This is a genomic window from Bacillus cereus, from assembly GCF_002577405.1.
GTDB lineage: Bacteria > Bacillota > Bacilli > Bacillales > Bacillaceae_G > Bacillus_A > Bacillus_A cereus_AU.
In genome coordinates, this window is the sequence record NZ_NULR01000020.1 from 34149 (window position 1) to 55913 (window position 21765).

A 21765-nucleotide genomic window follows, 5' to 3' on the forward strand; every position below is an offset into this window, starting at 1 on the left:
AAAAATTTTGCAGTTAGGCAGATTTTTTTATACAAAACTCTTATTTTATATACGAATTAGAGGTTGGTACGTATTTTGCATAAATAATATTCAAAATCTCTAGAGGGGAGAATATGAATCTTTACAGGATATGCAACGTTCCAGTGTCAATTAATAAGAAGGAGGAGTTTATAAAGTGAAGACAGTTATAGAAGGCGTGTATAGTCCTTGTTACGGGAAAGTAGAGAAGTTATTCGTTATGGAAAGTTCTTACGTATACGAGTGGGAGAAATTAGCGTTAATTGAAACAATAGATAAACAGAAAGTAGAAATTAAGATAGGAATCAGTGGTTATATCGAATCATTAGAAGTAGTAGAGGGACAAGCTATCGCTGATCAAAAATTATTAATAACAGTGAGGGATGACCTTTTAATAACAGGCAGTGATTAATGTAAATGATATGTAGTTTTGCTCTTTTAAATCATTATTTTTACTATAAATAATTTTAAAAACGCTTACATTGAATAGGTTTGTAAATTGAAAAGGGGGGGATTTATATGATGGATCAAAACCAAGGATTGAAAAGGGAATTGAAAAGCAGGCACATCTTTATGATTGCACTTGGAGGAGTTATTGGTACAGGTCTATTTTTAGGATCTGGTTATACAATTCATGAAGCTGGGCCTGGAGGAGCGATTGTAGCATATCTTGTCGGAGGATTTGTTATGTATTTAACGATGCTCTGTCTAGGAGAATTAGCGGTTGCGATGCCTGACGCAGGATCTTATCAAACGTATGCTACAAAGCACATTTCCCCTGCAGCGGGTTATGTAGTCGGATGGATGTCGTGGCTAAACTGGTCTGCTACGATAGGTATTGAATTAATTGCAGTTAGTATTTTGATGAAACGCTGGTTTCCTGATGTACCGTCATGGATTTGGTGTGTAGTGTTCGCAGTACTGCTCTTTGCTATTAATGCGTTATCTTCAAGAAGTTTTGCGGAAGTTGAATTCTGGTTTGCAAGTATTAAAGTAATTACAATCATTGCATTTATTATTTTGGGCGGGGCAGCAATGTTTGGTTTTCTAGATATGAAAGGAAATGAACCGGCACCGATGTTCTCTAGCTTTACTGATTACGGTGGATTGTTCCCAAATGGATTATCAGCCATTTTAGTTACGATGATTGCAGTCAATTTCTCCTTTCAAGGAACGGAACTAGTTGGTATTGCAGCAGGAGAGAGTGAAAATCCAGAGAAAACGATCCCGAAGGCAATTAATAATACAGTTTGGCGTATACTTGTTTTCTTTGTACTATCTATTTTTATTCTTGCGGGACTATTTCCTTGGCAGCAAGCTGGCGTGATAGAAAGTCCATTCGTAGTTGTATTTGATAAGATTGGTATTCCTTATGCGGCTGATATTATAAATTTTGTTATTATTACAGCAGTTCTATCAGTTGCGAATTCAGGATTATATGCAACTTCCCGTATGCTATGGTCTATGTCTAATCAAGGGATGATCAGCCCGATTTTTGGTAAGTTATCTAAAAACGGCGTTCCTATCTATGCTTTGATTGTAAGTACGTTTGTAGGATGTCTCTCATTACTATCAGGTATTTACGCGGAAGACACAGTTTATTTATGGCTCTTGTCTATTGCTGGATTTGGCGCAATATTAGTATGGGCGTCTATCGCTTTATCTAACTTATTGGCTCGAAGAACATATGTAAAGCAGGGTGGGGATGTTAAGGACTTGAAATTTAAAACACCATTGTATCCATTTGTACCGCTTCTTGCACTAGTATTAAATTTAACGGTAATCGTTGGTATGGCCTTTATTCCAGAACAAAGAATGGCATTGTATTGTGGTATCCCATTTATGATTGTTTGTTTACTGTTTTATCGCGCGACAAAAAATAAGAATAGAAAAATAGAACAAATTGAAAAAGTAAATACAACTGAAGTAGAGAGTTTATAAACATATTAGAAACTTGTAAGTAATTTAGAGACTGTAAAATTGTAAACAGTCTCTTTTTTTGTGAAAATAAAGCTGGAAACATATTACGTACGCAAAGGGGAATTGGTGATGAATCCAGAAGTTTCGCAGTTGTTAAAACAAATAGATGCAAGGAAAGAGGAATTGCTAGAACTTACAAAAACATTAATTCGTTTTGAAACACCTGCACCACCGGCGAGAAATACAAATGAGGCGCAAGAATTTGTTGCGGAGTTTCTAAGAAAACGAAATTTCAGTATTGATAAATGGGATGTATATCCTAATGACCCGAACGTTGTTGGGCTAAAAAAAGGAATAGAAAGTGACACACATAAAAGTCTTATTATTAATGGGCATATGGATGTAGCTGAAGTGTCAGCAGATGAGGCGTGGGAAACAAATCCATTTGATCCATTTACAAAAGATGGCTGGTTAGTTGGCCGCGGTGCAGCTGATATGAAAGGTGGGTTAGCTGGAGCGCTATTTGCTATTCAGCTTTTACAAGAAGCTGGTATTGAACTGCCTGGAGATTTAATCTTTCAATCAGTAATTGGGGAAGAAGTTGGAGAAGCAGGTACGCTTCAATGCTGTAAAAGAGGTTACGATGCTGACTTTGCAGTAGTAGTGGATACAAGTGATTTACATATGCAAGGACAGGGGGGCGTAATCACTGGATGGATTACTGTGAAAAGCCCGCAAACATTTCATGATGCAACACGTAGACAAATGATTCATGCGGGCGGACGTTTATTTGGTGCGAGTGCGATTGAAAAAATGATGAAAATTGTGCAGAGCTTACAAGAATTAGAGCGTCATTGGGCAGTCATGAAAACATATGAAGGCTATCCATCTGGAACAACAACAATTAATCCGGCTGTTATTGAAGGTGGGCGTCATGCAGCGTTTATTGCGGATGAGTGCAGGTTATGGATAACAGTACACTTCTATCCAAATGAAACGCATGAACAAATAATAAAGGAAATTGAAGAGTATATTGGGAAAGTGGCAGCTGCTGATCTATGGTTAAGTGAAAATCCACCACAATTTAAGTGGGGCGGAGAATCGATGATTGTGGATCGTGGTGAAATTTTCCCTTCTTTAGAAGTAGATAGTGAACATGTAGCTGTGAAAACTCTTAGTTCAGTACACGAATCTATTTTATGTAAAAATGCAATTTTAGATATGTCTGCAACGGTAACGGATGGTGGTTGGTTTAGTGAATTTCATATTCCAGCGGTTATTTACGGACCAGGTACATTAGAAGAGGCTCATTCTGTAAATGAAAAAGTTGAAGTGGAACAGTTAATTGAATTTACAAAAGTGATAACAGCATTCATATATGAATGGTGTCATACAAAAAAATAGGCTAGTACGTTTTTTTATGGAACTATTTCAGAGTTGAACAGAAATAACAACTGAAATAGTTCTTTATTTTTTATGTCTTTCGTTTTAGTTCGATTAACTTTTCTTTCGCTAATTCAACGGCAATCGCATCATCTAAATAGCCAATTGGAAAGAGATAATCAGGGATAATATCTGTTGATAAAATGAAATAAAGTAATGCGCCTCCAAGGACTGCACGTTCTTCTTTTGAAATGGTTTCACTGCAAAATTGTTGATACATATCTGTTAATTGTTCAATGAAAGGGCCTGCACTATCAATCTGTTCTAATTTGCTTGCGAAACTTTCATGAATACGTTTTTCACCTTCTGTTGTTTGCGCATAGCGTTCGTAATTTTCAAGTTCTTTTTTTACGCGAGTTGTTGTGTAATTGAAATCGAATAAGTTAGAGGATTGCAGGGTTTGCTGAATTGTATCAAGAGATGTGTACATATCCGTCTTCTCTTTATTTATATGAGGAGAATCAGGATACATCTCATCAAATAACAATTGGGGCGAAACTTGCAGACATTCTGCAAATTTTTGTAGATGTTTTTGTTTTGGTTGTTGTTTGCCATTCATAATTCTTGAGATTGTTGCAGGGTCAATATTTGTAAGTATTCCTAGTTGGCGCATGGATAAGGCACGTTCTTTTAAAATTTTTTTTATTAATTTACCAAGTCGCTCGTTTGGATTTTCTTTAGGCATAGTGTTGACACTCCTTTATATTGTTGAAAAAATGTTGAGCATTTATTACAAGTATATGAAACAGACAGGCACAGTTGCTCAACATTTTCAGAAGCTATTGTTTTAGGAGTGGCATTATCTATTAATAATATTGCAGGTGGGTTTGATGCTGGAGTAACAAATTTAAACCTTTGGCTTACAGCATGTATTTCTGGGGCGTTTAGTTTCATTTGTATTAGTGGTTTTGCCTATGTGGGAAAACGATTTTTAGCTGAATACTTAGGGAAATGGGCGACGATAATTGCAGGAGTGTTATTAATTCTTATTGGGATCGATCAGTTGTTGTAAGGAGAATAGAAAACACGATTCGAGTATTTCCTTGGAAATACAGCAAGGGGTTGCATATATCGACGTACTTTTCTCCATACTAATACGGATTTCTTTTAAAGAAAGGGGGAGCCATATGGGACGCGGGAAAGCATTTGATCATAAGAAAAAAGGGCATGATCATCAACCACCTAAAGGTGCGTTCATTCATAAAGATGTAAATGAACATACTTTAGAAGAGGAAGAGTTACCAGTAAATATTGAGGCGTATAAAAATAGTTTAAAAAAACATTAAAAGCACCTATATAGGTGCTTTTTAGCGTATATCTTCAATTAATTGTTCTGATTCTTCATGCATACTGTATTCACTTAACACTTGGATGCAAAGCCATTTTAATTCTTCGATAGTATGCTCAAGTTCTTCAGGAAGTACATGATGAATGTCTTCAAGTCCCATTCCGAAATGAATAAGTTCAAGCACTTGATCATCGATGTTTCGATCCATTAATAATTCAAGTACTTCTAAATTGAATATGTATCGGTGAGCTTCGTCGAGTGAAACAACTTTTAGCTTCAAGCTTTCTACAATACTCAATATAAAAAGAAGAATTGTTTTTTCAAGAACAGGTTGTTTCTCCATTTGAAATATCAGTTTCATCTTTCACACCTCCACATATAGCGCTAGGTTGTACTATATTATTCAGGAGGGGGGAGCAAATATGCATGATATAGAGAAACTTTTAGTACTGTTTTTATAAGGTTATTGATGAGCAGTAACAATGAATTTTTCGTAAAAAAAATCCTGCTATATGAGCAGGATAACGTCGGATTAAAAAATACTCCAACCTTCTTGAGCAGAAAGAAGTTCAAGAATTTTAAAACCAGCGATACTATTTCCGTTTGCGTCTAAAGCCGGGCCGAAAATGCCAATCCCCATCTCGCCTTTTACGCAGCCAAAAATACCACCAGCTACACCGCTTTTTGCAGGGATACCAACACGAATTGCAAATTCACCAGATTCGTTATACATACCGCATGTAACCATAAATGTTTTACAGATTTTTGTAATATGCTTAGGGATAATTTGTTTTTTCTTATATGGATCATATCCATCCATTGCAAAAATTAAGCCAATACGTGCTAAATCGATGCAGTTTACTTCAACTGCACATTGACGAGTATATAAATCCATAAGTTCCTCAATATCACAATCGATAATGCCATTTTGTTTCATATAATAACAAAGAGAACGGTTTAAGTAAGCAGTCTCTAATTCTGAATTGGCAACTTTAGAAGAATAATTAATAGTAGGATTATCCGTTATTTCACGTACAAAATGAAGAATACGCCCCATTTTTTCTTCGTTATCTTTTCCTGATAACATGCTTGTAATAGCTAATGCTCCTGCATTTATCATGGGATTAAGTGGTTTGGAAGGACTTGTCGTTTCTAACTTAATAATAGAATTAAATGGATCACCAGTTGGTTCCATTCCAACTTTAGAAAATACATATTCTTCACCACGATCTAAAAGAGCAAGTGCCAGTGTAATTACTTTGGAAATACTTTGAAGAGTAAATAGTGTTTGTGAGTTGCCAGCATGGATATATTCTGTTTCTTTATGGAAAATGGCAATCCCTAAATCATCTGGATTTGCATTTCCTAGTTCGGGGATATAAGTAGCAAGCTTTCCTTTTTTCGTATATGGTTTTACTTGTTCTAACAACTGTTGTAAGTTGTTTGTTTCAATGCACTGCATAGTACCAACGCTCCTATTTCGAATTAACTAAGTTTACTTTTCCCGATATGCTCGGAAATAAATAATAACATGAAAAAGTGGAATGATAAAACGAAAGTTACAAGCTTTATAGTGGACATTTAGTTTCGATTATTTTGTATTGGAAAAGGAGAATTTTCCTTTTATATAACAGTCTAGAAATAGAAAACTTATCCATAAAAAATCCAAAAATAAAAACTACACATCTATACAACTATATGTTATTATGGTTATGTATTAGAAAGCGTTTTCTAAAGCGTACTTATAATGATAACGATTTCATAAATTTGATAGGGGGAACTAAAATGTTGCAGTTTTTACAACGTATTGGTAAAGCATTAATGCTTCCAATCGCCGTACTACCAGCAGCAGGATTATTGCTTCGTTTAGGGCAAGATGATGTATTTAACATTCCTGTTATGGCACAGGCCGGTGCAGCAATTTTTGATAATTTAGCACTTATTTTTGCAATTGGTGTTGCAATCGGTTTGTCTGTCGATGGTAGTGGAGCAGCTGGACTTGCTGGGGCAATCGGATATCTTGTTTTACAAAATACAACGAATGCTCTAAGTAAGACATATTCAGCAGCAGAGCTAAATGATAAATTAAAAAGTGTTCAAGATTTAGTTGGTTCAGTAGATCCAACTAAATTAGCAGATACAATGACAAAGGTTTCAAAAGCAGCGGCGTTAACGCCGAAGATTAATATGGCCATACTCGGTGGGATTATCGCTGGGGTTGTTGCTGGATTACTATACAACAAATTCCATAAGATTAAATTACCAGAATGGTTAGGATTCTTTGCAGGAAAACGTTTCGTACCAATCATTACTTCAATTGTAATGCTTCTTTTAGGATTAGTATTCGGTCAAATTTGGCCAACAATTCAAAGTGGTATTGATGCAGTAGCACACGGTATCGTGAACTTAGGTTCAGTTGGTGCGGGGTTATTCGGATTATTAAACCGTTTATTAATTCCAATCGGTTTACACCACGTAATGAACACATACTTCTGGTTCGTACTTGGTGACTTTACAAACGCAGCTGGCGATATCGTTCATGGTGATATTGCACGCTTCTTTGCAAAAGATCCATCAGCGGGTATGTTTATGACTGGTTTCTTCCCAATCATGATGTTCGGTTTACCGGCAGCGTGTTTCGCAATGATTGCGGCTGCTAAACCAGAAAAACGTAAAATGGTTACAGGTATGTTAGGTGGTCTAGCATTAACTTCATTCTTAACTGGTATTACAGAACCAATTGAATTCTCATTCATGTTCTTATCACCAGTATTATATGGTATTCATGCTGTATTAACAGGTCTGTCTCTATTCATTACAACAACACTTGGCATTCACGATGGTTTCTCATTTAGTGCTGGGGCAATCGATTACTTCTTAAACTTCGGTATTGCAACAAAACCATTGTTACTAGCAGGAATCGGTTTCATATACGCAGCAATTTACTTTGTAGTATTCTACTTCTTAATTAAGAAGTTTGATCTAAAAACTCCTGGTCGTGAAGATGACGATGAGTTAGCTGAAGAAGGCGATGCACCAGTTGCAGGTTCAATTGGTGAAACTTACGTATTAGCTTTAGGTGGAAAAGAAAACTTAACAGTTATTGATAACTGTGCAACACGTCTACGCTTACAAGTAAAAGATGCTGGTCAAGTAAATGAAGCAGCATTAAAACGTGCGGGTGCAAAAGGTGTTATGAAATTAAGTAATACAAGTGTACAAGTTATCGTAGGTACAAATGTTGAATCTGTTGCCGATGATATGAAAAAACACGTATAAATAGTGAGATAAGAGGATATCCCGAAAGATTGATAACATCAGTTTTTTAGAGGGTATCCTCTTTTTTTTATCAAAAATTTAACGGGAATCTTACTTTTGTAAATTTTCTTTTTCTTTTTTGTACATATAGGTTGGTAATCTGTGCAGTGCGTGATAAAGTAGGGATGATATAGAATGGAATGTCAAAAATCTATGAAAAAGATCCGGAATGAATCTTGTGTAATGGAATTAAATTATCGGTAAATAAGGGGAAAAAAGCAATTATGGATCAGGAAAAAAATAATACGAATGGGAAAGCACGTCGGCCGATTGTATACATAAAAAGAACAATCATTCTCGTCTTACTATTTTCACTTGTATATGTCATGTATACAAAAATTGTTGCGCATAATAAGAAAGAAGAAGCTTTAAAAGTTGCAGCAAAAATGAAAAAACAAGAAGAACTAAAAAAGAAAGAAGAAGAAAAAAAGAAGCAAGAAGCACAAAAACAAAAAGAGCAGGAAGAACAGGTGAAGCAAGTGCAAGCTTTGGAAAAGCCTGCTGAGGGACCACCTCAAGAAATTAATGAAAATGCTCAATTGGATCAATATTTACAAAATGCAGGATTTAGCGGGACAGCTGTTATTGTGAAGAACGGGAAAGTTCTTTTGAATAAAGGGTATGGCATGGCGAATAAAGAGAAGCAAGTACCGAATAATTCGGAAACAACTTTCTATATTGGTTCTATTTCGAAGGCATTTGTAGCGACTGCTATTATGCAATTGAAAGATCAAAATAAATTACAAGTAGAAGATACGATTGCGAAGTATATTCCAGATTTCCCTCAAGGTAGTAGTATCCAGTTAAAACATTTACTAACACATACATCAGGAATTCCTGAATATGAGCAAGGAACAGAGGATATTTCTCATGAAGAATTGATAAAGCGGATAGGAAACCAAAAGCGTATTGGGAGTCCAGGAGAGAAATGGAAGTATTCCGATTCGAACTATTCGATACTTGCCTATATCGCTGAGAAAGTAAGTGGACAACCGTTAGAAGAATATATTAAACAGCATATTTTTGCTACTGCTGGTATGAAACATTCTGGTTTCGGCAAAGCGTTAGAACAAACAAGGTTCCCATCAACGGGTTATAAAATCGTAAATAACAATATGACAACACCTAATATTCCAAGTATGTCACAACTATATGGTTGTGGTGATATATATACGAGTGCACATGATTTATATTTATTTGATGAAGCGTTGTACTCTGGAAAGCTAATTTCTAAAGAGAGTTACGATCAAATGTTTACAGCTGTGAAAAAAGATTACGGGTTCGGATGGTATGTCGATCCGGGAAGCTATTCGAATCACGGTGTAATGCCAGGTTGGAATTGTTTAAATGGATTTAGTAAAAATGGAAGTGTATATGTTGTTTTATTATCTAATATTCAAAACAACATTAAATCATTTGGTAAAGTGAATAACGACATTTATACGATGTTGCGAAATATAGAAGTGTAGAAGGCTGTCCTTTTGGATAGCCTTTTTTTCGTGCTCAGGAAATACACCCAAGATTATTAATTAATGTAATACAAAAATAATGAATATGTTCTAGAAAATGTATGCCTTACCTATCACAAAAAAAGTCAGCTTTGTATAAATTAAGATGTATGGATGTAAATCCTTATACTTTAAAAATAATAGGAGGAGAAGCGTATGTGTCTGTTCAAAAAATATTGGCATAGATTATCCCGACTGTTTAATAGACAATTAGGCTATTTTTTAGATGACAAGTTACTGCCTGCCGTGGAACGACTTTTATTTTCGCAAAACTTCGCAAGATTTATTCAAAGAAATTCTAAGCAAGCTACAGAAGAATTTATAGAATCAAGTCAATTTCAAGCTATTATTTGCAACATTTTAAAAGAATGTAATACATCACCGTTTAAAGAAATTGCAAAGCAGTATTTAGGTAAAAACGTGGAAATTACTGTGACAGTTGGCCAGTTAACTGGTGTGATTGTAGCAGTTGGTGATGATTTCTTAACACTGCAAGAGGGAATAGGAACTGAAGTTTTATTACCATTTACGAGTATTATATCAATTAAAGAAGTGTAAGAAAGGAGATCCATATATGTTATTTACTGAAGAATTGCGTAACCATGTTGGTGAGCTAGTGCAAGTTGTAACCGCTGTTGAAATTGTTGCAGGCATTCTTTTATCTGTGACGGATGGAGCGGTAAGTGTTCGTACTTCTCCTTCTTATGGACCACCGGAAGATGTAGTTGTGCGTACTCCTATTATTTCATATGTTCGCTTGGAAGGATAAGCGTGATACAAGTATGAGAGTATCAGTTGTTATTCCAGCGCATAATGAAGCAAGTACTTTATCACAAGTTTTAGTAGAAGTGGAGAAGCTCCAGCCTTATGAAATTATTGTAGTCGATAATGGATCGACAGATGGGACAAAAGAAATAGCATTACAATATCCTTGCCATGTGATTCATTACAAACATTCTCTTGGTAATGATGTCGGCCGGGCAATTGGAGCTAGAGAAGCAAAAGGTGAAATTGTCTTATTTTTAGATGGTGATATCGTTATTGATAGGAAAGAGCTACAACGTTTCGTAAAAGGAATTCAGCAAGGCCATCAAATTGTTGTGAATAATTTAACATGGTCTGTTTATTTAAAGATGAGACCACATTATACGACAGTTGGAAAATTCATGTTAAATCGTTATTTGAATAAAAAGGAGCTTGTTGTTGGATCTTTAATCGCAATTCCACATGCGATGAGTAGGGAAGTGATTCAGAAACTCGGGTGGTGGAACTTAGCAGATCCAGCACTATTTCAAGCAATGGCGATGTCTAGAGGAGTAGATATTGTCGATATGGCTTCGGTCGATGTAATTCACACAAATAAAGTTCGGCCTGTTCATACTGGTACATCACCTGGTTCTCCTTATCCGAAAGCGACTAGTCGTATTATGGGAGACCATTTACGTGCTTTGCAATACGTAATCGAAACATATGGTAAACGCGGTGGTTTTTCGGAGGGAAACAGAGATAGAGAGTTTATAGGGAAGTATAAACCAGTTCGATTACAAAGGAAAAAAGCGAAATATAGTGCGATTATACCGGCATCAGAAGAAAAAATGACTATAAGATCTGTTATACAAGAAGTGAAAAAAGCAGGAGTAGATGAAATTATAGTTGTTGCGAATGGAGCGGATGTTGAAACCATAAAACAAGCAAAGCTAGAGAATGTTATTGTTGTTGAAATTGAGAAAGCGCTCGGACATAATGTAGCACGAGCGATAGGTGCCATGCATGCTACAGCAGATATTTGTTTATTCGTTGATGGTGATTTTGCTATTCCGGCAAAAAAACTAATTCCATTTTTACGTGCTATTGAAGATGGAAGTGATGTGGCGTTAAATGATTTGCAATGTTTATTGGATATGTTTTATCCGGCAGATCCGATTAGCATGGGAAAATACTTTGTGAATTTGGTAGCGAAACGACCAGATTTATGGAACAACTCATTAACGGCAGTGCCGCACGCTATGAATAAGAAGGTAATAGAGAAAATAGGATATGATTCTCTCGTTATTCCGCCATTAGCTCAAATGAAAATTATTTTAGAAGAATTTTCTATTACAGCAGTAGAATTTGTAGATGTTATAAAAACAAATCGAGTACGTCCAGAGCAACATGGATTTGTAAATGGACGTATTCCAGCATTTGACCGGATTTTCGGTGATCAACTTGAGGCGATTGATTATCTATTACAATATACAGACGAACGTGGGAGTTTTACAGATGGAGAGCGGGATAGAGATATTATTCAACAATTGAGAAAGGATGAAAAGAATACAGATGGATGCTAGTAGTAAAGTAGCTATTATTGGATTAGGATATGTTGGTCTTCCTTTAGCGGTCCATTTTGCAGAAAGAGGACATACAGTACTTGGACTAGATAAAGATACTAGAAAAATAGAATCGATTATAAAAGGAGAAAGTTATATTCCGGATGTTTCTTCAAAAGAGTTACAAAGTGTATTAACTAAAAGAAGCTTACTAGTAAATACACCAGATAAAGGGGTTGCTGAGTTTCAAAATAGTGATTATGTTATTGTCACTGTCCCAACTCCAATTAATGAACAAAGAGAACCAGATTTAAGTGCCCTCATTTCAGCCTCGCATTATATACAACAAAACCTTCAAAAAGGACAAACCTTCATTTTTGAAAGCTCCACTTATCCAGGTACGCTTGAGGAAGTTATCATTCCTATTATTTCTCAAGCAGGTCAAAAGGTAGGAGAAGATTTCTATATCGGATATTCTCCAGAGCGAATTGATCCAGCAAATAGTCAATATTCAGTTCAAGCGATTCCAAAGGTTATTAGTGGACAAACAGAACAGTGTAAACAAAAAGTACAGAATTTGTATAGTGCTATATTTGATGTAGTTGTTCCAGTCAGCTCTCCGAAAGTAGCGGAGATGTGTAAGTTATTTGAAAATATTCAGCGCTTAGTCAATATTTCATTAGTAAATGAGTTAAACACATTATGTGAAAGTTTAGGAATTGATTTTTATGAGGCACTTGAAGCCGCATCTACAAAACCGTTTGGGTTTACCCCATATTGGCCAGGCCCAGGGATAGGAGGACATTGTATTCCAGTAGACCCTTTATATTTTCAATGGAGAATAAAAAAGAATGGAGCAATTAGTCAATTAATTGAAGCTGCACATGTAATTAATGAAGAAATGCCAGAGAAAATAGTCCGGAAAGTAAAAGGCACGGTGCAATCACCCGCAACAGTTTTGATTGTAGGGATTGCGTATAAGAAAGATGTAAATGATTTGAGAGAATCACCAGCGTTGCCAATTATTCAATTACTAATAAAAGAAGGATACGAGATAGAATACTATGATCCATATATATCTTCTGCGGAAATTGGAGATAAGGTGTACCAATCTGTTTTTTTGGATGAACAAAAAGTTAAACAAGCGGATTGTATTTTAATATTAACTGATCACTCTACTATCGATTGGAAGCTATTTAAAGGAATGAAACGAGTAATAGATACACGTGGAATTGTAAAGAAGGTGGGTGTATGAGTAAGAAATGTTTAATTACAGGTGGAGCAGGATTTATTGGATCACATTTAGCTGAAGAATTGGTGGAAAGAGGTTATGAAGTCACAATTGTGGATAACTTCTATAAAGGGGAAAATAAGTATCATACTGAATTAATGCAAGGGATTCCAGTTATTCCAATCAGTGTTTTAAATAAAAAGGCAATCGATGAATTAGTAAATCAACATGACGTAGTATTCCATTTGGCGGCAATTTTAGGTGTTAAAACGACAATGGAAAAAAGCATAGAGCTCATTGAAACGAATTTTGATGGAACGAGAAACATTTTACAAGCAGCATTAAAAGGCAAGAAGAAAGTGGTCTTTGCTTCTACTTCAGAAGTATATGGTAAGGGGAAGCCGCCTTTCTTGGAAGAAGGGGATCGATTATATGGGGCAACTTCTAAAATACGTTGGAGTTATGCAGTTTGTAAAACGTTAGAAGAAACATTATGTTTAGGATACGCATTAGAAGGTTTACCTGTAACGATTGTTCGTTATTTTAATATTTATGGTCCAAGAGCGAAGGATGGTCCATATGCAGGGGTAATCCCACGATTTATCCGCGCGGCTTTGCAAGGGAAAGATATTCTCGTATATGGAGACGGAAAACAGACACGTTGCTTTACGTATGTAAGTGATGCGGTAGAGGCAACGATTCGGGCAATGGACGAGAAGGTAAATGGTGAGATTATTAATATAGGTTCTGAGAATGAAAAAAATATAAAAGAAGTAGCAGAAGTAATAAAAAAACTAACGAAATCTTCTTCGAAAATTGTACAAGTTCCTTTTGAAGAAGTATACCCACATGGTTTTGAGGAAATTCCAAATAGAAGACCAGACGTAACAAAATTAAGAGAACTTGTTCAATTTCAAGCGACGGTAACGTGGGAACAAGGATTGAAAGAAACTATTAAATGGTTTCGTGAAGAAGACAATGGCTAAGTCATTATCAGTTATTATTCCTGTATGTAATGAAGTCAATACGATTACAGACGTGATTCAATCGGTACAACCATTAAATCCAGTAGAGATTATTGTAGTAGCAAATGGCTGTGATGATGGTACAGACGCGGTTGCTGAGAGTTTAGGATGTAAAGTAATTCAGCATACAGAGTCACTTGGAAATGATGTTGGACGTGCAGTCGGCGCAAAACATGCGATAGGTGATGTATTACTATTTATAGATGGAGATTTTGCTATTCAAACTTCAAAATTGCAATTATTTCTTAATCCGATTCTATATGATCAAGCTGACATCGTTTTAAATAATTTGGACGCATTGTTTTTAAAGAAACAAAAACCACATTCCATTACAGTATGGCGCCAAATATTAAATGCAATGTTAGAGCGCGAAGAATTAAAAATTGATTCTTTATTATCTGTACCTCATGCGTTGACGAAAGAAGTCGTTCAAAGTATTGGATATGAATGTTTTGTTAATCCTATTGTGGCTCATTTACGCTTAGCACAAGGTAAATGGAAAATTAGTCGTCATTGTGCAATTGACGTTATTACGCCGAATAAATTTCGGCCATTCGAGCATGCTGCATATGGCACGGATCTTTCTCAATCTGAAAAACGCATGATAGGTGATCATATAGAAGCTGTAGCGGAAAGGCTAGTAGGCAGTGATGATCGAGGAGGATATTATGATGGAAATCGGGAAAGGGATAGCGTCTATCATACTTTAAGTTTTGAAGAGTTTTATCAAGGCTGGGGTGTTACATCCAACTTGTATAAAGGAAAGCAACTGTCGGTTGTTATTCCTGTGCAAAATGAAGAGAAAACAATTGGAAATGTTATAGAAGAGCTTCGCAAAATTGAACCTTTTGAAATCGTTGTTGTTGTGAATGGTTCGTCAGATAAAACGGCAACAATTGCAAAAGACAAGGGAGCAACAACAATTGTATATAAAGGAGCACTTGGAAACGATGTGGGGCGTTCAATCGGAACTTATTTTGCAAAAGGAGAAATTGTGTTATTTATAGACGGTGATTTTCTTATTCCAGCTAGTGAGCTATATCCTTTTGCAAAAGCTATTGCAGATGGAACGGATGTCGCATTAAATGATTTAAATCATTATTTAGATTTAAGAATACCACTTCATCTTGTAACTGCATTTAAGTATGCATTAAATTTAGCTTGTGACAGAAAGGATTTAGGAGTAGGTTCTCTTATTGCTGTACCTCATGCATTTAGTCAAAAGTGTTTGAAAGCGATTGGGTATAAATCTTTATTGTCACCTTGTGTAGCGCAAGTGAAAGCTGTTTTTTTAGGGTTTGAAATTGCATGTGTAAGTCGTGTTGAGGTCGATAAGATGAACCGCATTCGCCCCAGTGAACATTTTGCGAAAATAGGTCATCCGCCGGCTGTACTGCGAATTATTGGTGATCATATAGAAGGATTAGAGCAATTAATTGCATTAACAGGTAGTCGTGGTGGATTCCATGATGGAAATAGAAAAAGGGATGTTTTATAGGTAACAAAAAAAGTGTACAACATATGTACACTTTTTTGTTCTGTTATAAAAAGTATAACAGATTAGGAGATAAAAGTATTACAGCTCTACAATGGGTATCATTCTTATATTACAAAATAGGACTAGTATATAAGGGTACCCAAAAAATACAATTAAGAAAAGGGTTAATTTTCAAGGCTTTTAAATGAAGATAACACTATGTATATAGTAGTTTGCTCAATGTTTCACAAACATGTCACAACTATTTCGTTCACTTTCGCAAAAAAGTAGTATTCTAAGTGTGTAAGCTGTTATATAAAAAATCTTAGTCCTGTACTAATCAAAAATGGAGGAGATTAGGATGACTCAAGTATTAGAAAATGTTAAAAACGCATGGGAAAACTTTAAAGGTGAAAAATGGAAAGCAGAGATTGATGTTCGCGATTTCATTTTAAATAATGTAAACGTTTTTGAAGGAGACGAATCTTTCTTAGCGGGAGCAACTGAAGCAACGAAACAACTTTGGGATCAAGTAATGGATTTAACAACAAAAGAACGTGAAAACGGTGGCGTTCTGGATATGGATACAAAAATTGTTTCTTCTATTACATCACACGATCCAGGATATTTAAATAAAGATATTGAAAAAGTAGTCGGTTTCCAAACTGATAAACCATTTAAACGTTCTTTACAACCATATGGTGGTATTCGTATGGCGGAGCAAGCTTGTGAAGCGTATGGATATGAAATGGATAAAGAACTTAGCAGTATTTTCAGAGACTGGCGCAAAACTCATAATCAAGGTGTATTCGATGCATACACACCAGAAATGAAAGCGGCTCGTAAATCAGGTGTTATTACTGGCCTTCCAGATGCATATGGACGTGGACGTATTATCGGTGACTATCGCCGCGTAGCGTTATATGGTATAGATCATTTAATTGAAGCGAAAAAAGCTGATTATAATTTAACAGGCGGTGTAATGAGCGAAGATACAATGCGTTTACGTGAAGAGTTATCTGAGCAAATGCGTGCACTTCAAGAATTAAAACAAATGGCTGCTTCTCATGGCTTCGATATTTCTAAGCCAGCAACAAATGCACAAGAAGCATTCCAATGGTTATACTTCGCATACCTTGCAGCGATTAAAGAGCAAAACGGAGCTGCAATGAGTCTTGGGCGTACTTCTACATTCTTAGATGTTTATATTGAAAGAGATTTAGCAAATGGTACTTTAACAGAAGAAGAAGTACAAGAAATTGTGGATCACTTTATTATGAAACTACGTCTTGTGAAATTCGCAAGAACACCTGATTATAATGAATTATTCTCTGGTGACCCAACTTGGGTAACTGAATCTATCGGTGGTATGGCTTTAGACGGTCGTCCGTTAGTAACAAAGAACTCATTCCGTTTCTTGCATACATTAGATAATTTAGGACCAGCACCAGAACCAAACTTAACAGTTCTTTGGTCTAAACAATTACCACAGAACTTTAAAAACTACTGTGCGAAAATGTCTATTAAAACATCAGCAATTCAATACGAAAATGATGACATTATGCGTCCTGACTACGGCGATGACTACGGTATTGCATGTTGTGTATCTGCAATGAGAATTGGTAAACAAATGCAGTTCTTCGGAGCACGTGCAAACTTAGCGAAAGCATTACTATATGCGGTTAACGGTGGTAAAGATGAAAAATCTAAAGCACAAGTTGGTCCTGAATACGCACCGATTACTTCTGAAGTATTAGATTATGAAGAAGTTATGCATAAATTTGATATGACAATGGAATGGTTAGCGGGTCTATATTTAAACACATTAAACGTTATCCATTACATGCATGATAAATATAGCTACGAGCGTATTGAAATGGCGCTTCATGATACAAATGTTCTTCGTACAATGGCAACAGGTATCGCGGGTCTATCTGTAGTAGCAGACTCTTTAAGTGCAATTAAATACGCAAAAGTAAAACCAATTCGTGATGAAAATGGTATTGCAGTTGATTTCGAAATTGAGGGAGATTTCCCTAAATACGGTAACAATGATGATCGTGTAGATGAAATCGCAGTAAATCTTGTGAAAACATTTATGAACAAGATTCGTAAACATAAAACATACCGTAATTCTGTTCATACAATGTCAATCTTAACAATCACTTCTAACGTTGTATACGGTAAGAAAACTGGTAACACTCCAGATGGTCGCCGTACTGGAGAACCATTTGCACCAGGTGCAAACCCAATGCATGGCCGCGATACGAAAGGTGCATTAGCATCATTATTATCTGTAGCTAAATTACCATACAAAGATGCACAAGATGGTATTTCTAATACATTCTCTATTATTCCAAAAGCACTTGGTAAAGAAGATGATGTACAAGTACGCAACTTAGTATCTATGCTTGATGGTTATGCAATAAAAGAAGGACATCACTTAAATATTAACGTATTTAATCGTGAAACATTAATGGATGCAATGGAGCACCCTGAAAAATATCCACAATTAACAATTCGTGTATCTGGTTACGCTGTTAACTTTATTAAATTAACTCGTGAACAACAAATTGATGTAATTAACCGTACAATGCATGAAAGCATGTAAGTGAAAAAAGTGTTCCTCCGCTTTTAATATATAGCGGAGGGAGGCTGTTTCAATAAAGGAGGAAGTAACATGGTAAAAGGAAGAATACATTCTGTAGAGTCTTGTGGTACTGTTGATGGCCCAGGGATTCGTTATGTCATATTTACACAAGGGTGTTTATTACGTTGTCAATATTGTCATAATGCTGATACATGGGAAATCGGTAAAGGTAAAGAAATAACAGTTGAAGAAGTGATGCAGGATGTGACATGTTACCTTCCATTTATTGAAGCTTCTGGAGGCGGTATAACAGTTAGCGGTGGAGAGCCACTATTACAGCTAGATTTCTTAATTGAGTTGTTTAAAAAGTGCAAAGAAGCTGGTATCCATACAACAATCGATTCTTCTGGTGGTTGTTATTCTGAGGAACCAGAATTCCAAAATAAGCTAGATATTTTAATGGATTATACAGATTTAGTTTTATTGGATTTGAAACATATCGATTCCAAAAAGCATCGTAAATTAACAGGAAAACCAAATGAACATATTTTACAATTTGCTCGTTATTTATCGGATAAAAATAAACCGATTTGGGTACGACACGTATTAGTTCCTGGTATTACTGATAATGAAGAGGATTTACAAAAATTATCTAACTTTATTCAAAGTCTGTCTAATGTTCAGAAAGTTGAAGTGCTACCATATCATAAGCTTGGTGTATATAAATGGGAGGCACTTGGACATAAATATCCACTTGCAAATGTAGAACCACCTACTGAAAAAAATGTAGAACAAGCGAAACGTATTTTACAAGCAGTCTAATCCAAATATTGGATTAGACTTTTTGCTTTCTTTACAATAAAACCTAGAGTATATATATTGAAAAGAGTATACTGAAAATAGAATATCCATATTTTTGTAAGGAATAAGTGGAGAAATTTACATAATTGTAAAGGGAAATCAAAATAGTAAAAAGAATTAAGAAGTAAAAGAGTGAGTATCATGGAATAGAGAACACTTGTAAGTTATTGCGAAAGCTCTTATAGGAAAGTATAATGTAAAGATATGAGCACAGATAGGATTAAGGGGTCAATCTTATATGCTTTGCATATCCACGACAGGTACATAGCTGAAAGTGAAATATTAGAATCTGTTTATGTAGTTTTTAAGGAAAATGTTTTTCCTATTGTCGTATATGCAATATGGAGAAACAATAAGCTAGGAGTGGATTTGTTTGATAAAAAACCCCAAGGTTTTAATATTAACTGCACATTACGGTAACGGTCATGTGCAAGTAGCGAAAACATTAGAACAAACATTTCGCCAAAAAGGAATCGAAGATGTAATTGTATGCGATTTGTTTGGAGAATCACATCCAGTTATAACCGATATTACAAAATACTTATATTTAAAAAGTTATACAATAGGAAAAGAATTATATCGCTTGTTTTATTACGGTGTAGAAAAAATTTATGATAAGAAAATAGCATCTTGGTATGCGAATTTTGGAAGAAAACGTTTGAAATTACTTTTACAAGCAGAGAAACCGGATATTGTGATTAATACCTTTCCAATCATAGCTGTACCAGAGTTGAAAAAGCAAACAGGTATTTCAATTCCTGTCTATAACGTATTAACGGATTTTTGTGTGCACAAAATATGGATTCACCGGGAAGTAGATCGTTATTTTGTAGCAACTGATCATGTGAAAAAAGTTATGGTTGATATTGGTGTGCCTGCAGAGCAAATTGTTGAGACTGGTATTCCGATCCGTAGTAGTTTTGAGTTAAAGATAAATCCAGACATTATATATAATAAATATCAGTTATGTAAAAATAAAAAGATTTTACTAATTGTAGCAGGTGCTCATGGGGTATTAGGGAGTGTTAAAGAACTATGCCAGTCATTTATGTCAGTACCTAATTTACAAGTAGTTGTCGTTTGTGGGAAAAATGAAGCCTTAAAACAAGATTTATTAGAGCTACAGGCAAAAAATTCTGATGCATTAAAAGTATTTGGTTATGTTGAAAACATTGATGAATTATTCCGTGTTACTTCTTGTATGATTACGAAGCCAGGCGGTATTACGTTAAGCGAAGCAGCAGCGTTGCAAGTACCTGTCATTTTATTTAAGCCTGTTCCAGGACAAGAAAATGAAAATGCAATGTACTTTGAAAGAAAAGGAGCTGCCGTTGTCATTCGTGATGATAGCGAAGTTTTTGAAAAAACAGAGGCTTTAATACAAGACGATATGAAGCTTCTCAAAATGAAAGAAGCAATGAAAAGTATTTATCGTCCGGAGCCAGCCGGTCATATTGTAGATGCAATTTTGGCAGAAAACCATGCAGAACCGAATCATATACCTATTAAATCACCTGCTCTTGCAGAGTCGTTTACTTAATATGAAACCCTCTTTTATATGTTTAAAGAGGGTTTTTTAGATACAATAGTAACTTATCCACAAAAGAGATTACGCTTTCGTTAAACAGTAAAGTCGGAATATTAACAACTATATCCACATTGTCCACAGTTTTCAGAAAAATATCCACAATTATAACATTTGATATCCATTACAATACATGAACTTGTGAAGGATTTACAGAATTTATTAACAATTCTACAAAGTATGTGGATAACTTTATCCACATAAAAAGGTTCCTTATAAATAAGGAACCTTTTTGTCTATCCTATCAATTAGACAAAATATGTAATGAGAATGAAGAATTAGGGGGGAAAACTTCTAATTCTTCATTCTCACTTTAAATACTTTTCGAGCGATAACCCGCTGCACGATCTGCTTTTCGAAACTCTCGTTGGTAGAGAACCTCTTGTGTACTAGATAATGTGTTTCTTGCTTTATCACGTTTCTTTTTATCCATTACAAATCACCTCGTGTCTTAAAGTCATTATCTATCGTTTCCAAAGACATAGGGTGATATACATGTATGTTAAAATGTTAATGATTAATTATTATTTCTAAAATTTTAGATTATGCCTCTTTTAATTGATGTGCATCTTGGAATGTTGTATCTCGCATTGTAGCAAGTGTATATTGATCTTTTGGAATTTCGTATAAGTTATATACTTCTTCATTCGCATTAATTTCATCATAAACGGCTTTTCTTGTTTCGTTTGCTAGATTTACATATTGTAGTTTTTCTGCAGCCTTAATAGAACGAATATTTATTTTACGAATACGCATAAAAATTGTTTCAATATCTAATTCGTAGAAAAGTTCGCTAAAGAATGAATCTTTTGCTAATTTATTATAACCTTTTCCATGATAAGGTTTACCAAGCCATGTTCCGAGGAATCCGGCTTTTTCTTGCACATCAAATAAAGTAATTGTTCCGATAGGGTTACCCCATTCATCTAAAATTGTGCGTGAAATTAATTCTCCACGCTCTTCAGCTTCAATTGTTTGTTTTGTTAAAAATAAATATTCTTCATAAGAATAAGCCTTTTGACGCACAAAAGGGAAGACAGCTGGATCCACCATTAATTCGTATAGAACGTGGCTGTCGTGTAAGTCGCGTTTTTTCAACATTCTAACTCCTCCTCACACGAGGGTAGCATGACGAAAAAACACCCCACCCTCGAAATTTTTATATAAATCTTTAAAAAATTTCGGGGTGGGA

Annotated in this window: 20 protein-coding genes and 2 pseudogenes; 17 read left to right on the forward strand and 5 right to left on the reverse strand. The window is 35.3% G+C overall.

The genetic code is table 11. The annotated features are described in order from the left end of the window. Positions 1-175: 175 nt before the first annotated feature. The 3 genes from COC96_RS22735 (at position 176) to COC96_RS22745 (ending at position 3342) form a co-directional block, all read left to right on the forward strand. Positions 176-430, forward strand: a complete 255-nt coding sequence (locus COC96_RS22735; RefSeq protein ID WP_098268527.1) for a biotin/lipoyl-containing protein — start codon at positions 176-178, stop codon at positions 428-430. A gap of 107 nt (positions 431-537) precedes the next feature. Next, positions 538-1959 (forward strand): amino acid permease, encoded by a 1422-nt coding sequence (locus tag COC96_RS22740; protein WP_098268526.1) that lies wholly within the window; start codon positions 538-540, stop codon positions 1957-1959. A 60-nt stretch (positions 1960-2019) separates the two neighbouring features. Next, entirely contained in the window at positions 2020-3342 is a 1323-nt protein-coding gene (locus tag COC96_RS22745) for an acetylornithine deacetylase (RefSeq protein WP_142340032.1), read from the forward strand. Positions 3343-3412: 70 nt separating this feature from the next. Here COC96_RS22745 and COC96_RS22750 read toward each other — a convergent pair whose 3' ends face one another. Beyond that, the gene (locus COC96_RS22750) at positions 3413-4066 is read right to left on the reverse strand and encodes a DUF1232 domain-containing protein (RefSeq protein WP_098769415.1); all 654 of its coding nucleotides are present in this window, start codon (positions 4064-4066) and stop codon (positions 3413-3415) included. Positions 4067-4147: 81 nt separating this feature from the next. Here COC96_RS22750 and COC96_RS22755 point away from each other — a divergent pair. Then, positions 4148-4393 (forward strand): annotated as a pseudogene (locus COC96_RS22755) (manganese efflux pump); the annotation flags it as partial. Positions 4394-4508: 115 nt separating this feature from the next. Next, positions 4509-4667, forward strand: coding sequence for a hypothetical protein (locus tag COC96_RS27645; protein WP_000532409.1), 159 nt, complete (start codon positions 4509-4511; stop codon positions 4665-4667). Between the two features lie 21 nt (positions 4668-4688). Here the strand turns inward: COC96_RS27645 and COC96_RS22765 are convergent, their stop codons facing one another. Together COC96_RS22765 and glsA are read right to left on the reverse strand one after the other, a co-directional pair. Continuing rightward, complete coding sequence (locus COC96_RS22765; RefSeq protein ID WP_000766602.1) at positions 4689-5030, reverse strand: DUF3969 family protein; 342 nt, start codon at positions 5028-5030, stop codon at positions 4689-4691. A gap of 171 nt (positions 5031-5201) precedes the next feature. Next, positions 5202-6131, reverse strand: coding sequence for a glutaminase A (gene glsA / locus COC96_RS22775; RefSeq protein WP_098268523.1), 930 nt, complete (start codon positions 6129-6131; stop codon positions 5202-5204). A gap of 323 nt (positions 6132-6454) precedes the next feature. On the opposite strand from glsA, the gene nagE reads away from it, so the two are divergent. The 12 genes and pseudogenes from nagE to COC96_RS22835 all read left to right on the forward strand — a co-directional run bounded on the left by nagE (position 6455) and on the right by COC96_RS22835 (position 20528). Then, positions 6455-7948 carry an N-acetylglucosamine-specific PTS transporter subunit IIBC gene (gene nagE / locus COC96_RS22780; RefSeq protein ID WP_098268522.1) on the forward strand — a complete coding sequence of 498 codons (1494 nt, stop codon included), beginning with the start codon at positions 6455-6457 and terminating at the stop codon, positions 7946-7948. 263 nt (positions 7949-8211) lie between these two features. After that, entirely contained in the window at positions 8212-9456 is a 1245-nt protein-coding gene (locus COC96_RS22785; RefSeq protein ID WP_098769417.1) for a serine hydrolase domain-containing protein, read from the forward strand. A gap of 195 nt (positions 9457-9651) precedes the next feature. Beyond that, on the forward strand, positions 9652-10053 hold the full coding sequence (locus tag COC96_RS22790) for a DUF2642 domain-containing protein (RefSeq protein ID WP_098769419.1): 402 nt from the start codon (positions 9652-9654) through the stop codon (positions 10051-10053). 16 nt (positions 10054-10069) lie between these two features. Next, positions 10070-10264 (forward strand): hypothetical protein, encoded by a 195-nt coding sequence (locus tag COC96_RS22795; protein WP_097903415.1) that lies wholly within the window; start codon positions 10070-10072, stop codon positions 10262-10264. A gap of 13 nt (positions 10265-10277) precedes the next feature. Further along, the gene (locus tag COC96_RS22800; protein ID WP_257202097.1) at positions 10278-11825 is read left to right on the forward strand and encodes a glycosyltransferase family 2 protein; all 1548 of its coding nucleotides are present in this window, start codon (positions 10278-10280) and stop codon (positions 11823-11825) included. Beyond that, positions 11815-13059 (forward strand): nucleotide sugar dehydrogenase, encoded by a 1245-nt coding sequence (locus tag COC96_RS22805; protein WP_098268518.1) that lies wholly within the window; start codon positions 11815-11817, stop codon positions 13057-13059. Before COC96_RS22800 ends, COC96_RS22805 begins: the two co-directional genes overlap by 11 nt. Then, entirely contained in the window at positions 13056-14021 is a 966-nt protein-coding gene (locus COC96_RS22810; protein WP_098268517.1) for an NAD-dependent epimerase/dehydratase family protein, read from the forward strand. The genes COC96_RS22805 and COC96_RS22810 overlap by 4 nt, the downstream gene beginning before the upstream one ends. Continuing rightward, positions 14014-15558: a glycosyltransferase family 2 protein gene (locus COC96_RS22815; protein WP_141536112.1), complete on the forward strand. Its 1545-nt coding sequence runs from the start codon at positions 14014-14016 to the stop codon at positions 15556-15558. The genes COC96_RS22810 and COC96_RS22815 overlap by 8 nt, the downstream gene beginning before the upstream one ends. Next, positions 15527-15746, forward strand: a pseudogene (locus COC96_RS28180) (hypothetical protein). Before COC96_RS22815 ends, COC96_RS28180 begins: the two are co-directional and overlap by 32 nt. Before the next feature lie 152 nt (positions 15747-15898). Further along, positions 15899-18148 (forward strand): formate C-acetyltransferase, encoded by a 2250-nt coding sequence (gene pflB, locus COC96_RS22825; RefSeq protein WP_098769423.1) that lies wholly within the window; start codon positions 15899-15901, stop codon positions 18146-18148. A 69-nt stretch (positions 18149-18217) separates the two neighbouring features. Further along, the gene (pflA, locus tag COC96_RS22830) at positions 18218-18949 is read left to right on the forward strand and encodes a pyruvate formate-lyase-activating protein (RefSeq protein ID WP_098268514.1); all 732 of its coding nucleotides are present in this window, start codon (positions 18218-18220) and stop codon (positions 18947-18949) included. A gap of 412 nt (positions 18950-19361) precedes the next feature. Continuing rightward, positions 19362-20528 (forward strand): diglucosyl diacylglycerol synthase, encoded by a 1167-nt coding sequence (locus COC96_RS22835; protein ID WP_098268513.1) that lies wholly within the window; start codon positions 19362-19364, stop codon positions 20526-20528. 358 nt (positions 20529-20886) lie between these two features. Here the strand turns inward: COC96_RS22835 and COC96_RS22840 are convergent, their stop codons facing one another. Together COC96_RS22840 and COC96_RS22845 are read right to left on the reverse strand one after the other, a co-directional pair. Continuing rightward, positions 20887-21006 (reverse strand): YfhE family protein, encoded by a 120-nt coding sequence (locus tag COC96_RS22840; protein WP_097903422.1) that lies wholly within the window; start codon positions 21004-21006, stop codon positions 20887-20889. A gap of 110 nt (positions 21007-21116) precedes the next feature. Continuing rightward, entirely contained in the window at positions 21117-21674 is a 558-nt protein-coding gene (locus tag COC96_RS22845) for a GNAT family N-acetyltransferase (RefSeq protein WP_000914737.1), read from the reverse strand. Positions 21675-21765: the final 91 nt, after the last annotated feature.

Coding starts and splice junctions, on each gene's coding strand:
- COC96_RS22815 (WP_141536112.1), top strand. CDS start 14,014: ATGGCTAAGTCATTATCAGTTATTATTCCTGTATGTAATGAAGTCAAT.
- COC96_RS27645 (WP_000532409.1), top strand. CDS start 4,509: ATGGGACGCGGGAAAGCATTTGATCATAAGAAAAAAGGGCATGATCAT.
- pflA (WP_098268514.1), top strand. CDS start 18,218: ATGGTAAAAGGAAGAATACATTCTGTAGAGTCTTGTGGTACTGTTGAT.
- COC96_RS22840 (WP_097903422.1), bottom strand. CDS start 21,006: ATGGATAAAAAGAAACGTGATAAAGCAAGAAACACATTATCTAGTACA.
- COC96_RS22800 (WP_257202097.1), top strand. CDS start 10,278: ATGAGAGTATCAGTTGTTATTCCAGCGCATAATGAAGCAAGTACTTTA.
- COC96_RS22845 (WP_000914737.1), bottom strand. CDS start 21,674: ATGTTGAAAAAACGCGACTTACACGACAGCCACGTTCTATACGAATTA.
- nagE (WP_098268522.1), top strand. CDS start 6,455: ATGTTGCAGTTTTTACAACGTATTGGTAAAGCATTAATGCTTCCAATC.
- COC96_RS22740 (WP_098268526.1), top strand. CDS start 538: ATGATGGATCAAAACCAAGGATTGAAAAGGGAATTGAAAAGCAGGCAC.
- COC96_RS22765 (WP_000766602.1), bottom strand. CDS start 5,030: ATGAAACTGATATTTCAAATGGAGAAACAACCTGTTCTTGAAAAAACA.
- COC96_RS22805 (WP_098268518.1), top strand. CDS start 11,815: ATGGATGCTAGTAGTAAAGTAGCTATTATTGGATTAGGATATGTTGGT.
- COC96_RS22750 (WP_098769415.1), bottom strand. CDS start 4,066: ATGCCTAAAGAAAATCCAAACGAGCGACTTGGTAAATTAATAAAAAAA.
- COC96_RS22790 (WP_098769419.1), top strand. CDS start 9,652: ATGTGTCTGTTCAAAAAATATTGGCATAGATTATCCCGACTGTTTAAT.
- COC96_RS22810 (WP_098268517.1), top strand. CDS start 13,056: ATGAGTAAGAAATGTTTAATTACAGGTGGAGCAGGATTTATTGGATCA.
- pflB (WP_098769423.1), top strand. CDS start 15,899: ATGACTCAAGTATTAGAAAATGTTAAAAACGCATGGGAAAACTTTAAA.
- glsA (WP_098268523.1), bottom strand. CDS start 6,131: ATGCAGTGCATTGAAACAAACAACTTACAACAGTTGTTAGAACAAGTA.
- COC96_RS22795 (WP_097903415.1), top strand. CDS start 10,070: ATGTTATTTACTGAAGAATTGCGTAACCATGTTGGTGAGCTAGTGCAA.
- COC96_RS22785 (WP_098769417.1), top strand. CDS start 8,212: ATGGATCAGGAAAAAAATAATACGAATGGGAAAGCACGTCGGCCGATT.